General features: G+C 71.2%; 15 protein-coding genes. 3 read left to right on the top strand and 12 right to left on the bottom strand.

The annotated features are described in order from the left end of the window. Positions 1-38: 38 nt before the first annotated feature. The 3 genes from WCE37_RS12490 to WCE37_RS12480 all read right to left on the bottom strand — a co-directional run bounded on the left by WCE37_RS12490 (position 39) and on the right by WCE37_RS12480 (position 4,797). Entirely contained in the window at positions 39-1,970 is a 1,932-nt protein-coding gene (locus WCE37_RS12490) for an acyltransferase family protein (protein ID WP_343279643.1), read from the bottom strand. Further along, entirely contained in the window at positions 1,967-3,298 is a 1,332-nt protein-coding gene (locus tag WCE37_RS12485; protein WP_343279642.1) for an amidohydrolase family protein, read from the bottom strand. The genes WCE37_RS12490 and WCE37_RS12485 overlap by 4 nt, the downstream gene beginning before the upstream one ends. 68 nt (positions 3,299-3,366) lie before the next feature. Next, positions 3,367-4,797, bottom strand: coding sequence for an amidohydrolase (locus tag WCE37_RS12480; protein ID WP_343279641.1), 1,431 nt, complete (start codon positions 4,795-4,797; stop codon positions 3,367-3,369). Positions 4,798-4,944: 147 nt separating this feature from the next. On the opposite strand from WCE37_RS12480, the gene WCE37_RS12475 reads away from it, so the two are divergent. Both WCE37_RS12475 and WCE37_RS12470 read left to right on the top strand, forming a co-directional pair. Beyond that, positions 4,945-5,721 (top strand): AMP nucleosidase, encoded by a 777-nt coding sequence (locus tag WCE37_RS12475; protein ID WP_343279640.1) that lies wholly within the window; start codon positions 4,945-4,947, stop codon positions 5,719-5,721. Continuing rightward, the gene (locus tag WCE37_RS12470) at positions 5,718-6,269 is read left to right on the top strand and encodes a DUF924 family protein (RefSeq protein WP_343279639.1); all 552 of its coding nucleotides are present in this window, start codon (positions 5,718-5,720) and stop codon (positions 6,267-6,269) included. Before WCE37_RS12475 ends, WCE37_RS12470 begins: the two co-directional genes overlap by 4 nt. 57 nt (positions 6,270-6,326) lie before the next feature. Here WCE37_RS12470 and grxD read toward each other — a convergent pair whose 3' ends face one another. Beyond that, entirely contained in the window at positions 6,327-7,253 is a 927-nt protein-coding gene (gene grxD, locus WCE37_RS12465; RefSeq protein ID WP_343279638.1) for a Grx4 family monothiol glutaredoxin, read from the bottom strand. 168 nt (positions 7,254-7,421) lie between these two features. On the opposite strand from grxD, the gene WCE37_RS12460 reads away from it, so the two are divergent. After that, positions 7,422-8,222 carry a polysaccharide deacetylase family protein gene (locus tag WCE37_RS12460; RefSeq protein WP_343279637.1) on the top strand — a complete coding sequence of 267 codons (801 nt, stop codon included), beginning with the start codon at positions 7,422-7,424 and terminating at the stop codon, positions 8,220-8,222. On the opposite strand, the gene WCE37_RS12455 is transcribed toward WCE37_RS12460, so the two are convergent. From WCE37_RS12455 to WCE37_RS12420, 8 genes are all read right to left on the bottom strand, one after another. Further along, on the bottom strand, positions 8,223-9,170 hold the full coding sequence (locus tag WCE37_RS12455; RefSeq protein ID WP_343279636.1) for a phosphatidate cytidylyltransferase: 948 nt from the start codon (positions 9,168-9,170) through the stop codon (positions 8,223-8,225). It lies immediately after the preceding gene. Next, on the bottom strand, positions 9,167-9,817 hold the full coding sequence (locus tag WCE37_RS12450; RefSeq protein WP_343279635.1) for a lysophospholipid acyltransferase family protein: 651 nt from the start codon (positions 9,815-9,817) through the stop codon (positions 9,167-9,169). Before WCE37_RS12450 ends, WCE37_RS12455 begins: the two co-directional genes overlap by 4 nt. A 27-nt stretch (positions 9,818-9,844) precedes the next feature. Beyond that, complete coding sequence (locus tag WCE37_RS12445; RefSeq protein ID WP_343279634.1) at positions 9,845-10,270, bottom strand: hypothetical protein; 426 nt, start codon at positions 10,268-10,270, stop codon at positions 9,845-9,847. After that, positions 10,267-11,616, bottom strand: coding sequence for a phosphatase PAP2/dual specificity phosphatase family protein (locus tag WCE37_RS12440; RefSeq protein ID WP_343279633.1), 1,350 nt, complete (start codon positions 11,614-11,616; stop codon positions 10,267-10,269). Before WCE37_RS12440 ends, WCE37_RS12445 begins: the two co-directional genes overlap by 4 nt. Before the next feature lies 1 nt (position 11,617). Next, entirely contained in the window at positions 11,618-13,369 is a 1,752-nt protein-coding gene (locus WCE37_RS12435; protein ID WP_343279632.1) for a bifunctional alpha/beta hydrolase/class I SAM-dependent methyltransferase, read from the bottom strand. A gap of 4 nt (positions 13,370-13,373) precedes the next feature. Continuing rightward, on the bottom strand, positions 13,374-14,003 hold the full coding sequence (locus tag WCE37_RS12430; protein ID WP_343279631.1) for a CDP-alcohol phosphatidyltransferase family protein: 630 nt from the start codon (positions 14,001-14,003) through the stop codon (positions 13,374-13,376). A 65-nt stretch (positions 14,004-14,068) separates the two neighbouring features. Further along, a complete protein-coding gene (locus WCE37_RS12425) occupies positions 14,069-14,770 on the bottom strand; it encodes a methyltransferase domain-containing protein (protein ID WP_343279630.1) in 702 nt (233 codons plus the stop codon). After that, the gene (locus WCE37_RS12420) at positions 14,767-15,393 is read right to left on the bottom strand and encodes an SGNH/GDSL hydrolase family protein (protein WP_343279629.1); all 627 of its coding nucleotides are present in this window, start codon (positions 15,391-15,393) and stop codon (positions 14,767-14,769) included. Before WCE37_RS12420 ends, WCE37_RS12425 begins: the two co-directional genes overlap by 4 nt. Positions 15,394-15,395 lie beyond the last annotated feature (2 nt).

The raw sequence follows: 15,395 nt of genomic DNA, 5'->3' as shown, positions 1-15,395 counted from the left end.
GCCGCGGCGTGCCAAGGCGTATTGACCGTGGTCAATGCTCAGTCCAGGGCGTCCAGCACCCCGTCGGCGACCCGTCGCGACGCGCGCGGGCCGAGGTGGCCGTAGTCCCAGGTGGTGAGTTCGCCGGGATCGTCGACGTAGACCAGGCAGCCGCGCAGGTCGCACAACCGGTCCAGCGCGGAAACATGGGTGACGCCAGTGCGCCCGGCCAGCGCGGTGGCCAGCGCCCGGTCGAGGACGCCGGGTTCGGGCAGGGTCTCACCGTGCAGGCGCTGCGGCACGCGCAGGAAGGGGGCGGCGTCGTAGCGCCGGACCAGCAGCTTCGGCAGCCACTCGCGCCAGCGCGGCGCGGGACCGACCACCACGACCTGGCGCACGCCGGCGTCCTGCATCGCGACGATGGTTTCATCGAGGTCGCGCAGGACCTGGGCGGGGTCGACGTAGTCGTTGGCGGTCCAGTAGCTGAAGAGCACCGCGTACTCCGGCTGCAGCTCGGCGATGCGTGCGATCACCCAGGCATTGCTCTCGCGGCAGAACGGCTTGGTGGATGACAGGTACGGCCTGCAGCCGCTGCGCGTGAACTGGGCCAGGCGCAGGCGATCGCCCGCGGCCTCGCGCAGGCCCGGATAAAGCAGTGCCGCGTGCGAGTCGCCCCAAATGGCCACGAGCGGCCGCGCCGCCGGACCGGGCGGGTCGACGCACTCGGGCAGGAACATCGCCGGCTCGCCGCTGGCGCCGGTCAGTGAGCAGCGGCCCTCGCGACTGGGTTCGCGCCAGTCGTAGCCATAGTTCGCGTAGGCGCGGACCGGCTCTCCGGCGCGCGACTCGATGCCGCGCAGGCCCCACACCGCAAGCGATGCCAGCAGCACCACGGACATCGCCGGCAGCAGCACCAGCAGCGCCGCGCGTGCGCGCATGCGTCGGCGCAGCGGCCGCTCCACCAGCCACCAGGTCAGCCCCGCGAGTGCGAAGGCCAGCGCAACCAGCGCCAGGCGCAGCAGCGGCGCGACTTCGCCCGCAGCATGGATGCGGGCGAAGGACAGCAGCGGCCAGTGCCACAGGTAGAGCGGGTAGCTGACCAGTCCGATCCAGACCAGGGCGGGACGTGACAGCAGCCAGTGCATCCACCGCGTGGCGGGCGTGGCGGTCATCATCAGCAGGCAGCCGATGACCGGCAGCAGCGCACGCCAGCCGGGGAAAGCCGCCTGGTCGTCGAGGATGAAGCAGGCCACCAGCACCAGGGCGAGGCCGACCACGGCAGCCATCTCTGCAAGTGCGTGTCGACGCGGTGGCGCCGCGGCCGTCCCGACCGGACTCCGCAGCGCCAGCCATGCGCCGGCCAGCAGTTCCCAGAATCGGGTGAAGGGGAGGAAGAAGGCCGCGCTGGGGTCCTTCGGAGTCAACATCAGGCAGGCGGCCAGCGACAGGACACCTGCCAGTACCGCGAGCCCGCGCAGCCCGACGCCCATGCGCGCGGCCAGCACCAGCAGCAGCGGCCAGGCCAGGTAGAACTGCTCCTCCACGCCCAGCGACCAGAGGTGCAGCAGCGGCAGGGTGTCCGCGGCGGGTGAGAAATAGTCGGCGTCGAACCAGAAGACGAGGTTGGCGATGAAGCCGGCGGATGCGGCGGCATGCCGGCCAAGCATGGCGTAGTCGGACGGAACCAGGAGCCACCAGCCGGCCACCAGGCATGCCGCCAACACCAGGCCGAGGGCAGGGAACAGCCGCCGGATACGCCGCATATAGAAGGCGCCGAGCCGGATCCGCTGCCTGGACGCGAGTTCGTCGCGCAGCAGCGAGGTGATCAGGTAGCCGGAGATGACGAAGAAGACGTCGACGCCGACGAAGCCGCCGGGCACCAGGCCCGGGAATGCGTGATAGCAGATCACCGCGAGGACGGCGATGGCGCGAAGGCCATCGATGTCCGCGCGGTACGCCAGCCCTTGCGGGTGGCTGGCGGCGGTAGTCACCGTTGGCCGGCGGCCGGATACGCCCGCGGCAGTTCGCCGCGGGCGGCGTCGGGTTCGGCGCGCAGGTAGCGGTCGCGCAGCTCGGTCTGGCGCGAGCGCATGTCGATCGCGCGGCCGTCGAACCACACCCGCTGCGCAAGGCTGGCGACGTCCAGCGGGTCGCCGTCCCAGAGCACCAGGTCGGCGCGCAGGCCCGGGGCGATCGCGCCGATGTCGCCGTCGACGCCAAACGCGCGCGCCGGTACCCGGCTCAGTCCGGCCAGGCCGTCTTCCCAGGGCAGGCCGTGGGCGACGGCGTTGCCGGCCAGCTGGCGCATCTTGCGCGCGTTGTGCGAGGCGTCGCCGGCCTGGGTGAAGCCCACCTCGACCCCGGCCGCGCGCAGCACCGCGGCGCTGCGCAGGCTGGCGTGGATGCGGTCAAAATTGGCCGGCAGGTTGTCGAGCGGGTCGACGAACACCGGCACCTTCGCCGCGGCCAGTTCACCGGCCACGCGCCAGGCCTCGCCGCCGCCGCGGATCGCGATGCGCACGCCGTGCTTCTTCGCCCAGCGCAGCAGCTGGCGGATGTCGGCGGCGCGGTCCACCGCGACCACCAGCGGGCGATCGCCGTCCATGTGGCGGCGCAGGGTGTCGCGTCCGGCCGGCGTCAGCAGCGCCGCGTGCGAGCCGGCGTCGATCCGCCCGCGCGCCTCGTCCACCAGCTGGTCGAGCAGCATCCACTGCGCCGCGCGCGAGCCGCCGCTGAGGCCGGAGGCGCGGCTGCCGAGGTCGATGAAGAGGAGCTTCGGGCCCGCCGACTGGTCGCCGCCGTCCAGGCGCATGGCCGCGCCCTGGCCGCCGATGATCGAGCCGCCGGCGCCGGTGCCCGCGGACAGCAGGGTGAAGCCGATGCCTTCCACGCGCGCCACCGGCAGCAGCAGCGAGTCCGGGTTGTAGGCCAGGGTGACGTCGAACTCGGGGCGCACCACCATGTCGTGCGCGCTGCCGCCGAGCGCGAGCGTGCCGTCTGTGGTCGCTTCCTCGCCCGACACCTCCTCGATGCCGATGCCGGTGATGCCGCCGAACAGCGTGGGCGTGAGCGGCTTGCCGCCGGCTTCGACCACGGTGGCGCCGCCGGCATCCAGGCCGGTGCCGACCGCGGCGATGCGGCCGTTGCGCACCAGCACGTCGGCGCCCTGCAGGGTGCCGCGCTCGGTGGCGGTATGCACGGTGGCGTTGCGGATCAGCAGGTCCTGCGCGGCGGCGGCCGCCGGGGCGAGCAGGGCCGCCGCAATCAGCAGCCAGGCCCGCACTGGTGCGAGCGGCCATGGCCGCGATCGCGGTGCCATCGAATCGCGGCCATGGCCGCTCCCACAGGGGTCGCTGCCACAGGGGGTGCTTCCGCGATGCAGGCGGCTCATCGGGCGCCTCCCGCGGCGGCGCCGCGGCCGAGCATGAAGTCCGAGCGCGGCTGGCGCGCGGGGTCGTGGCGGTCGTAGACGGTCGCGCCTTCGATCCAGACCTGTTCGGCCAGCGCGTAGGAGCTGAAGGGATTGCCGTTCCACAGCACCACGTCGGCCATCTTCCCCGGCTCCAGGGTGCCGGTGCGTTCCGCGATGCCCATGGCTTTCGCCGGATTGCGGCTCAGCCAGGTCATCGCGTGTTCGGGGCTGATATCGATACCCGCGCGGCGCGCGTTCGCGATCACCTTCGCGGCTTCCTGGTTGAGGCGCTGGATGCCCTCGTCGGAGTCGGAATGGACGATCGCACAGCCGCCGGGCGCGCGGTCGACAATGGCGATGTTCTCCTGGATGCCATCGAAGGCCTCCATCTTGAAGCCCCACCAGTCGGCCCAGAGCGCGCCGCAGACGCCGTCGCGGCCCAGGCGGTCGGCGATCTTGTAGGCCTCCACGGCGTGGTGGAAGGCCGCGACCTTGAAGCCGAACTCGTCGGCCAGGTCGAGCATGGTCACCATCTCGTCGGCGCGGTAGCAGTGGATGTGGATGAGGATCTCGCCGTCCATCGCGCCGGCCAGGGTCTCGAGCTTGAGGTCGCGCTTGCCGTCCTTGCCTCCGTCCTTCGCGCGCTTGTCGCGGTAGTCGGCGGCGTCGATGAAGGCGGCGCGGTAGCCGGCGACGTTGCCCATGCGCGTGGCCGGCCCGCCCTTCTGGCCGTAGACGCGCTTGGGGTTCTCGCCGCAGGCCATCTTCAGGCCGTGCGGGGCGCCCGGGAACTTCATCGCCTGGTAGCTGGTGGCGGGCACGTTGCGCAGGGTCACGCCGCGGCCACCGACCAGGTTGGCCGAGCCGGGGAGGATCTGCAGCGTGGTCACGCCGCCGGCAAGCGCGGCGTGGAAGCCGGGGTCCTGCGGCCACACCGAGTGCTCGGCCCAGACCGCGGCGGTGACCGGCGAGGTCATCTCGTTGCCGTCGCTGTGCGAGCGCGTGCCCGGGCTCGGGTACACACCAAGGTGCGAGTGGATGTCGATGATGCCGGGCGTGACCCACTTGCCGCTGCCGTCGATGCGGATCGCATCCGCCGGCACATCCAGGCCGGTCCCGACGGCGACGATGACGCCATCGCGCATCAGCACGTCGGCGCCGTCCAGTCGTGCGCCGGCACCGTCGAGCACGGTGGCGCCGCCGACCAGCACAGGCGCGCTGGCGATGCGCCGGTAGGTGCTGGGATAGGCGTCGCCGGGCGAGCCGGACGCGCCGGTCGCGGCGGCCGCGGAGTTGCTGCGGTTGCCGGCATCCCCGCGGTCACCCGCGGCGCTGGTGGTTGCGCAGCCGGTGGCCAGTGCAAGGGTGAGCGCCGCGGCGAGCGCGGCCTGTGGCTTCAGTGTCATCGGTGTTCCCCGTGGTTCGCCACCCACCGTATCCGCGCCGGAGGCCTTGCGGCAATGGCCGGAAGTCGGGGGGGGCGGCCATGGCGGGTATCGCGGCCATAGCCGCGATCGCGTCATGCCAGAATCAGCGCAAACAAGGAGGAACGGATGAAGGAAAAAGAACAGATCGTCGAAAACTGGCTGCCGCGCTACACCGGCGTGCCGCTCGACGGCTTCGGCGAGCACATCCTGCTGACCAACTTCGGCGGCTACCTGGGCCACTTCGCGCGCCTCACCGGCGCCAAGGTGGTCGGCATGGACCGCCCGATGCCGAGCGCCACCGCCGACGGCATCACCATGATCAACTTCGGCATGGGCAGCCCCAACGCGGCCACCCTGATGGACCTGCTGTCGGCGATCGCGCCCAAGGCTGTGCTGTTCCTTGGCAAGTGCGGCGGGCTGAAGAAGAAGAACCAGCTCGGCGACCTGGTGCTGCCGATCGCCGCCATCCGCGGCGAGGGCACCAGCGACGACTACCTGCCGCCGCAGGTCCCGGCGCTGCCGGCGTTCGCGCTGCAGCGCGCGGTCTCGACCTCGATCCGCGACGCCGGCCTCGACTACTGGACCGGCACCGTCTACACCACCAACCGCCGCGTCTGGGAGCACGACGCCGCGTTCAAGGAGCGCCTGCGCACGATGCGCTGCATGGCCATCGACATGGAGACCGCGACCATCTTCGCCGCCGGCTTCGCCAATCGCATTCCAAGCGGCGCGCTGCTGCTGGTCAGCGACCAGCCGATGATCCCCGAGGGCGTCAAGACCGAGGCTTCCGACGCACAGGTGAGCACGCGCTTCGTCGAGGGACACATCCAGACCGGCATCGAGGCGCTGCGCCTGATCCGCCGCCACGGCAAGTCCGTGCGCCACCTGAGGTTCGACGAATGAACGATGCAACTGCGCTGCCCACGGCGGGCGAGGTGGTCGGTTTCTGGCGCGATGCCGGCTACGAGAAGTGGTTCCGCGGTGGCGACGCCTTCGACGAAGAGGTGCGGCGGTACCTGGAGGCCGCGCACTTCACCGCCGCGCGCCGCGAACTGGAGGCCTGGATGGACGACGCCGAAGGCGCGCTTGCCCTGCAGATCCTGCTCGACCAGGTGCCGCGCAATATCTTCCGCGGCAGCGCGCATTCCTACGCCACCGATCCGCTGGCCCTGCACTACGCCCGGCGCATGATCGAAACCGGGCTGGACCAGGAGGTCGAAGAAGGCCTGCGGATGTTCTGCTACCTGGCCTTCGAGCATTCCGAACGCATCGCCGACCAGGAAGACGCGGTAGCGCTGATGCGCGACCTGGGCGAGATGGCGCTCGACTACGCGGTGCGCCACTTCGACGTCATCGAGCGCTTCGGCCGCTTCCCGCACCGCAACCACGCCCTGGGCCGCGCCAACACCGCCGAGGAACAGGCCTGGCTGGACGCCGGCGGCGGCTTCTGAATCCGTGTGGGAGCGGCCATGGCCGCGATCGCCGCTGTAGCGGCTCCCACATGGACATCAGTAGCGCGGGATGCTGCCGTCGACGTGCTCGGACCAGGCGTCGATGCCGCCTTCGACGCTGTAGACCTCGCGGAAGCCGAGCTGGCGGAAATGCTCCGCCGCCTGCGCGCTGCGGCCGCCGTGGTGGCAGACGAAGGCCAGCACGGTGTCTTTCGGCAGGTCTTCCAGCGCGCCGGGGCCGCCGTCGAGGGTTGAATGCGGCACCGGCACCGTGGCCTGCGCGCGCTCGTCGGCCGGGCGCACGTCGACCAGGCGCAGGCTGCCGTTGGAGGCGCGCGCCTGCGCATCCACCGGCGCCAGCGCGCGCACTGCGGGCGGCGCGTTCGGGTTCTCGATCACCAGGCCCTTGCCGCGGGCGTCGTCGGCCCAGTCGACGATCAGGCCGTCGGCGCGACGCGCGGCGGCAACGTCCACCTGCACCGGGATGCCGCTGCACTCCACGGTGATGGCGTTGGCATTGCGGGTGGCCAGCGCCAGCCGGGTTCGGAAGTTCGGGTCGATGTCGATCTGCACGGCCAGGTCGCCGCCGGCATCGTCGATGGCCTTGCGCAGCATCGGCTGCGCGGCCGGGGTGATGGTGATGGCCGGCGGCGTGCGGTCCGGCGGCGGCAGGCCGACGGCGGCGTGCAGTTCGCCCGAGTTCGCCATCTGCTCGATGATGTCGCTGCCGCCGACCAGCTCGCCGCCAATGTAGAGCTGCGGGATGGTCGGCCAGTCGCCATAGGCCTTGATGCCTTCGCGGATCTCGCCGTCGGCCAGCACGTTGACGTGGGCGTAGGGGACTTCCAGCGACGACAGCGCGGCCACCGCCTTGGACGAGAAGCCGCACTGCGGCGCCTGCGGATCGCCCTTCATGAACAGCACGATGCGATTGGCCTGGAGCAGGTCTTCGATGCGCTGGCGGAGTTCGGGGGCAAGGGACATGGCGGGCACCGCGGTGTTGAGAGTGGGCCGCATAGGGTACTCCCCGCGCCGCCGCGCAGCCTTGACCGGCATCATCGACACGCGACCCGGCCGGGTTTTTGTGGGAGCCGCTACAGCGGCGAATGCGGCAAGCCACCACAGCCGTGGTTCCCATGCCACCATCCCCCGATGCCTCGAAATTCCCGCGATTCCGGCGCTTCCCCGCTGCACGCCATCCCCCGCCATCCCCATGCTTGGGCCTGGGTCGTGCTGCTGCTGCACGCCGCCGTGGCCCTGGCCTGGTGGCAGCTGGGCTGGCGCTGGGGCCTGCCGCTGCTGCTCGTGCTCCACCTCGGCCTCGTCTGGGGCACGTTGCGGCCCGGATCGCGGCTGTTCGGCCCGGTCGCGACCCGCTTCGACACCGCCGTGCCGGAAGTCTGGCTGACCATCGACGACGGCCCGTCGCCGGACACGCCGGCGATCCTCGACCTGCTCGATGCCCATGGCGCGAAAGCCACCTTCTTCCTCGTCGGCGAACGCGCACGGGCGCGACCGGAACTGGTGCGCGAAATCGCGACCCGCGGGCATAGCATCGGCAACCACAGCCACACCCACCCGCAGGCCCGCTTCTGGGCACTGGGTCCGGCTGCGATGCGCCGCGAGATCCTCGACTGCCAGCAGGCGCTGACCGCGATCACCGGCACCGCGCCGCGCTGGTTCCGCGCCGTGGTCGGCCACGCCAATCCTTTCGTGCACGCGCCGCTGCGCAAGGCCGGCCTTGCCCGCCTGGCCTGGAGCGCCCGTGGCTACGACGCCGTCGAATCCGACCCCGCCCGTGTCACCGGGCGCATCGCCCGCGACCTCGCACCTGGCGCGATCGTCCTGCTCCACGAAGGCGCTCCGCATGGCCGTAGCGTTGACACCGTGGCCGCGGTGCTCGACGCACTGGCGCAGCGGGGGTATCGGGCGGTGGTGCCGGCAGCACGCTAGTCACGCCCACCAATAGCGCACCAGGTGGAAGAACACCGGCGCTGCGAAGCAGACCGAATCCAGGCGGTCGAGCATGCCGCCATGGCCTTCGATCATGTGGCCCCAGTCCTTGATGCCGCGGTCGCGCTTGATCGCCGACATCACCAGGCCGCCGAAGAAGCCCATCAGGTTGATCGCCAGCGCCAGCAGGGCCGCCTGCAAGGGCGTGAACGGGGTGATCCACCACAGCGCGGCACCCAGCGCCGAGGCCGAGGCGACGCCGCCGATGAAACCTTCCACGGTCTTCGACGGCGACAGCCGGGGTGCGATCAGGCGGCGCCCGCAGAGCTTGCCCCACACGTACTGCAGCACGTCAGACGACTGCACCACGATCACCAGGAAAGCGATCAGCAGCAGGTTGCGGCCTTCATAGCCGTCGATCTGCAGGTTGAGCAGTGCCGGCACGTGGGAGATGCAGAACACGCTGACCATCAGCCCCCACTGCACTTTCGAGGTGCGCTCCAGGTAGCCGGTGGTATCGCCGCCGATGGTCGAAAGGATCGGCAGGAACAGGAACGCATAGACCGGGATCAGCAGCGTGTACATGCCGTACCAGTCGCTGTACACCAGCCAGTACTGGTAGGGCAGCACCACGTAGAACGCAGCCACCAGCGCCCAGTAGTCGCCGCGCCGGGTGGGCGTCAGGGTGATGAATTCGCGCAGGGCGAACAGCGAGATCAGCGCGAACAGCAGGGTCATGCCGATCCGCCCGCCGAGGAAGCCGAGCCCGACCACGGCCGCCATCACCCACCAGGCGCGGATGCGGGCGACGAGGTTGTCGATCACCGCGCTGGGGCCGTCGGCGCGCCAGCGCAGCGTCTCGGCGACCAGGGTGGCCACGACCAGCACTGCACCGATGCCTGCGAACAGCAGCGCGGTGTCGGAAAGTCCCCGCAGCAGGTCGATCATGCCGGGTCCTCCGGTGTCGCCACGTCGCCGGCATCGCTGCCCGAAAGCGCCAGCAGGGAAGCGCGCGTCCGGTCCAGGAAGCCCTGCTTGTCTTCACCCGGCACAAGCCGCATGGGCGCTCCGAAGCGCGCCGTGCAGAGCAGCGGCAGCGGCAGCAGGCGGCCCTTGGGCATGACCCGGTGCAGGTTGTCGAGCCAGACCGGGACGAACTCCAGCTCCGGCCGCTGCCGGGCCAGATGGTAGATGCCGCTCTTGAACGGCAGCAGCCCGTCGCCGGTGTTGCGGGTGCCTTCGGGAAACAGGATCAGCGAGGCGTCGCCATCGACCGCGTTGCACAGGGTCACCATCGGATCCTCGCTGCGCTGCGCGGGCTCGCGTTCGATCAGAACGCCGTTGAAGACGCGGTGGATGAGGTAGCGGCGCAGGCGGCTGCGGTTCCAGTAGTCGGCCCCCGCCACCGGGCGCACGCGCCGGCGCAGGCCAAAGGGCAGCGCCGACCAGATCATCACGAAATCGCCGTGGCTGGCGTGGTTGCCGAAGTACACCCGCCGGTCGGCCGAGGGTCCGCAGCCCTCCCACAGCGCACGCGCGCCGGTCAGGGCGCGGATGGCCCCGCTGAAGCCGCGTGCGATCAGGTCGTTCACCATGTGATTGTTCCTTTCCCCATTGCGCTGTCAGGTGGCGGCCAGCCAGGCGGCCACCAGCAGCAGTCCCTGCAGTGTCAGCAGCGCTGCCTGGCGGAGCATCCATCCGCGCGCACCGTGCCAGCGTTCGTTCCAGCCGCGCGCATCCCCGGCCGGCCGCAGGCCGAGTGCCTGCAGGCTGGCATCCAGCGCCTGCGCCGGATCCTTTTCATTGCCAGCCGAAAGTGACGCCAGCAGGTCGGCGTCGAAGTCGACCCGGATGGCGCAATAGAGCTGCGAGGCGGCCGCAAGCAGGCTGGCGGCCAGCAACACCAGGACCAGCGCGTCCGCGGTCGGCACCACGGTCTGCAGCACAAGCCAGGCGGCGGCCAGCGCGGCCAGCCCCATGCTCACGCCGTGCAGGCGACGCCCCTGGCGCAGCAACGATGCCATCACCCGGAGGTCGAACGGCTTCATCGCGCGGATGCCTGCAGGCTCGACTGTGCCGGCTGTACCCGGCCGGCCCCGACCACGGCCTGCAGCGCGATGCAGTGGCCATCGCGCAGCACCACCTGTGGCCGCGCCGCGCGCACGCGGGCGATCGCCTCGTCCACGCTTGCCGCGCGCCCGCTTGCAAGCAGCCAGGCGGCCACCGACACCGCGCTGCGCGAGTAGCCCAGTGCGCAGCAAACCAGCACCGGCCCGCGGGCGGCCGCGCGCTCGATGGCCTCCGCGGCCTCGCGCAGCGCGCCGGGTTCCGGAACCACCAGGTCGAGCATCGGGATGCTGCGGTCGCCCTCGCGCGTGCCGCCGGGCAGCGACAGCTCGGCGCACACGTCGACGACGGCCAGGCCCGCGCGCTCGGCGCGGCCGGGAATCCGCCCCAGCCACACGCCGTCGGCGACCTCGACCGGGGCCGGCTGCCGGCGCGTCCACCAGCGCGAGTTGATCCAGGCCGCGGCCAGGTAGGGCGCGTACAGCCAGCGCGCCGCGGTGCCAAGCCGTCCGTCCGCGCGCTTCTGGAAGCCCGCGGCACCCAGCAGCGCGTAATTGCACGCAACCAGCGCCAGCGACAGAGCCACCCAGCACAGCCACAGCCATCCCCCGCCTCCGGCCACCGCGAGCGCGGCGGCGGCGAGTGCGCCGGCCAGGTAGAGGGCCGCCAGCCGCCAGCGCACCGGATCGCGCGTCGGGCGAGTATCGCGCCAGGGTGTGCGTGCATCCCGGGGCCACAGCCACACGCACAGCCAGCCGGCGGCGATGCCGGTGGGGATGTCGATGAAATGGTGCTGGTAGGTGGTCAGCACCGACACGCACACCAGCGCGAACCACAGGTGCAGCGCCAGCCGCCAGCCGCCGCGCAGATGGCGCGCATAGAGCGTCCACAGGATGATCGTCAGCGCCACGTGCAGCGAGGGCGCCTGGTTGTAGGGCTGGTCGAAGCCTTCCAGCGCCGCGAACATGGCCCCGAACAGGCCGTCGCTGGCGGGGCGTTCGAAGCTGAAAGCCAGTGGCCACAGCAGGAAGCAGGCCACCGCCAACAGCTGCACCGACAGCAGCCGCAGGCAGTGGGTGTCGAGCTCGCCGCGGTCGCGGCACAGGAAGGGCGAGGCGGCGTAGAACAGGTTGGTGGTCCAGTAGGGCACGATCGTCCAGGCCAGGAACGGCAGCGCGTGCTCCCAGTCGAAGGCGATATGCGGCACGTCCGCGCGCTGTGCGGCCATGGCGTTGGCCAGGCCGTAGCTCAGGTAAAAGAACGGGCCGAGGAAGGCGAGCCATGCGAGCGCGCGCTTCCAGGGGCGGGCCTGCGGCGGCGCAGCCATCTCAGGCGCCGATGCGCTGGGCCAGCGACACGGTGAAGATGCCCCAGCGGTCGATCCGCTGTTCGAGCTTGCGGAAGCCGGCGGCGGCCACCAGCTGGTCCATTTCGGCCTGGGTGCGCCGACGCATCACCCAGGCCGCGCCGCCGCGGTGGCTGGTCAGGGCGCGGGCGATGAATTCGAGCTGGGGATGCCAGGGCTGGCCGGTATAGACCAGGTAGCCGCCGGGCGGGACCGCGTCGGCGAGGCCGGCGAGCGATTCGCGCAGCAGGGTGTTGTCCGGGAACAGCTCGTACAGGCCGGAGACGATGGCCAGCGTCGGAGCCGGATCGAGTGCCGCCAGCGAGGCGCGGTCGAAGGCGTCGCCGGGCTCGAAGGCGGCGATGTCGCCGGCGCCCAGGGCCTGGATCAGGGCCCGGCCCTTGTCCACGTTGAGCGGGCTGTAGTCGCGCAGCAGGATGCGGTCGGCGCGCTCGTCCCGTGCCGCCAGGGCTTCGAGTGCGTAGCGGCCGTGGCCGGCGGCGATGTCCACCGCCACCACCGGCCTGCCTTCGGCGCGCAGCCGGCGCATGGCCTCGCCCAGCAGTTCGTGCAGGTGCTCGCGGCGCACGCGGATGCCGCGCCAGCCGATCGCGCCCAGGTAGTTGCGGTCGATCATGCGGCCCAGCGGGCCGGCGCCGCGGGCCTGGTTCTCGTACACGTAGTCCAGCGTGCTGCCGGAGTCGAAGCCGGTGTCGAGGCCAAGCCGGATGCCGCGCGACAGGCGGCCGCCCAGGCGCAGGCCCGCGCGCGTGGCGCGCCAGTACAGGTCCTTCGCCGACCAGCGTCGCGGCGGCCAGGCCAGCACCTGCGACTCGTCGAAGCTGGCGCCGTGGCGGTGGGCGTCGAGCAGCGAGGGTGCCTGCGCGTCGGCCTCGGCGAAGCGGGCCTGCAGAAAGCCGTGGATCTTCTCCACCGCCACCGCGCGGTCCCGCTCGCCCAGGGTGTCGTGGAAGAAACCGGGCAGCAGGTGCCGCTCCTTGACGTGCGAACCCAGGCGTTCGAAGAAGCGGTCCTGCGGCGCCCGGTGGACGACGAAGTCGGCGCCCGACACCAGCAGCTGGGTCGGAGTGATGATCGCGTTGGCATCGTCGACGATGCGCTCGGCGGCGTCGTACAGGCCCAGCAGCACCCGCACCGAAATCGGCCGCGTGATCAGCGGATCGGTGCGGTAGCTGGCGATCCGCTCCGGATCGTGGGTGAGGAACTGCGGCTTGACGTAGCTGTTGACGAAGAAGTTGCCGCGCAGCGCCTGCAGCAGGCGCAGGCCGGGAATGGCAAAGGGCACGTACAGCTTGACCCGGAACGCCGGCGAGGCCAGCACCAGCGCCCGCAGGCGCGGCGCGTAATCGTGCGCCCAGGCGGCGGCCACCACCGCGCCCACGCTCTGCGCAACCACCGCCATGCGTTCGTGGGCGATGCCGTGTTCGCTCTCGATCCAGGCCGCGAAGCAGTCCAGATCGCGCACCAGTGTCTCGAAGCCGGCCGCATCGCCGCGCGCGCCGGGCGAGCGGCCGTTGCCGCGCGCATCCCAGGCGAACACGTCGTGGCCGGGCATCTGCAGCTCGTCGGCCAGGTGCGCCATCCGCCCGGAATGTTCATGCCCGCGATGCAGCAGCACGATCGCCCCCTCCGAGGGACCGGTGGCCGGCCAGTGGCGACAGTAGAGGCGTTCGCCGTCGCAGCCGGGGAAGTCCAGCTCCCTGTATTCGCGCATCCTTTCACTCTCCGTGTGCAAGGGAGGCTTCGCGTGCCTCCCGCATGCCTGCGTTGATGCGGCGCCCGATCGTCGGCAGGCACAGCGCCGCCATGATCGCCACCGCGATGTTCACGGCGCTGCCGCCGATCCACTCCATGGCCAGCAGCACGCCGATGAGTCCGACCACGAACGCGCGGTCGCTCTTGCCCATCGGGCCTTCGTAGCGCCTGCCACCTCCCACCATCAGTCCGAGCACGCCCGCGTACTCGGTCAGCAGGGCCAGCAGCACCATCGCCCAGAACAGGTGCGTCTGTATCCCGGGCACTGCCAGCAGGCACAGATACAGGGCCGCGTCCGCGACCACGTCGCACAGTTCGTTGAGGTACGCGCCCAGCGGCGACTGTTGGCCGAACTCGCGCGCCAGCATGCCGTCCACGGCGTTGAGCGCCATCCGCAGCAGCATCCACATCGGCAGCAGCAGGTACAGCAGCGGACGTGCCGGAGCAGCGCTGAACACCACCCACGCCACCAGCAGCGACAGTGCCGCGGCGGCAAGCGTCACCTGGTTGGCGGTGACGCCGATGCGCGCGAGCAGGCGCACGCCTGGCCGCAGCAGGCCCTGGAAACGTCCCTTCAGAAGATAGATCGACATCCCGCTGCGTTCCCTGCGCTGGGACTGGAAGCGGGCAAGAGTACACGAGCCGGTGACCTCGCCGGTCAGCGCCGCTCCGCTACCACCAGCCAGTTGTTGAACGGCGTACTGCCGTACAGCGGCCTGAACTCCACCGACAGCCCCGCATCCGCCAGCTGCGATTCCAGCTCCGGCCGCGTCGGGTAGCGCTTGGGTATTTCCTGCATCCAGCCGGCCAGGTGCGCCAGGCGGTCGGTGATGCGGGTGGTGCGGCCGCGTCCGGTGTCGTCGCCCAGGCCGCTGCGGATGACCAGCTTCGCCCCGGGTTCCAGCATCGCGACCGCGTCGGCGAGCAGGGCGCGCTGGGCTTTGGCGTCGAGGTACTGCAGCACGTCGAGGATCGCCACGCTGCCGCGATGCGGTGGCCAGCCCTGCGCGAGATCCACCACTTCGAAGCGGGCGTCGGCGGCGAGTCCGTTGCGCTGGGCGATCGCCTGCCCGCGGCGGATCTTGTCGGCGTCGATGTCCACGCCGTGCCATTCCATCGACTGCCCGTCCAGGCGCAGCGCGTGCAGCAGCAGGCCCAGGCCGCAGCCGAGGTCGAGCACCGGTGCAGTGCTGCCGCGCAGTGCTTCGAGGACGCCGGGGTAGAGCGGGTCGGTGCGCAGCTTGGTCAGCGTGTAGAAATAGTCGTAGCGGTTGCCGTAGAAGCGCCGGGGCAGGAAGGCGCGCGCGATGGCGCGGGCCTCGTCCGGCGGGAAGGGCGCGGTGGCGGAGCGGGTGGTCATGGCGTCGTCCCTGGCGGCTGCAGCAAGCGGCGCGCGACCGGCAGGGCCAGGCGCATCCATTCGGTGTACATGGTGGCGGAAGGATGCAGGCCATCGTCGGCCAGCATCGTGGCTTCGGCGCCGCGTTCGCGGCTGGCCGCGGTGATGTCGACGAAAGCGACGCCGCGGGCTTCGCAGATCGCACGCGCTGCGGCGTTGTAGGCATCGAGCTCGCGCGCGATCCCATCAAGGTCGCGTCCCGAAGCGGCGGCAAACGGCGTCACGCCCCAGTCCGGGATCGACAGCACCAGCATGCGGTCGGGGCGGCCGCCGGCAAAGCCGATGCCGCGTTCGAGCAGGGCGGTGAACCCGCGCGCGTAGTCGTCGACGTCGCGCCCGCGGTACTGGTTGTTGACGCCGATCAGCAGGCTGGCGAAGTCGAAGGGGCCGTCCGGGTCGGCGGCATCGATCGCGGCGTCGAGCTCGTCCGTGGTCCAGCCGGTGGCGGCGATGGTCTGCGGGTCTTCGAGGTCGACGCCTTCGGCGCGCAGGGTGCGGGCGAGCTGGTGCGGCCAGCGGTCTTCGGGGTCGACGCCTTCGCCGATGGTGTAGGAGTCGCCGAGGGCGAGGTGGGAGAAGGGCATGG

It is taken from the genome of Luteimonas sp. MJ250, assembly GCF_039548455.1.
In the GTDB taxonomy this organism is placed as follows: Bacteria; Pseudomonadota; Gammaproteobacteria; order Xanthomonadales; family Xanthomonadaceae; genus Luteimonas.
This window is presented reverse-complemented; position numbering and strand designations above follow the sequence as displayed.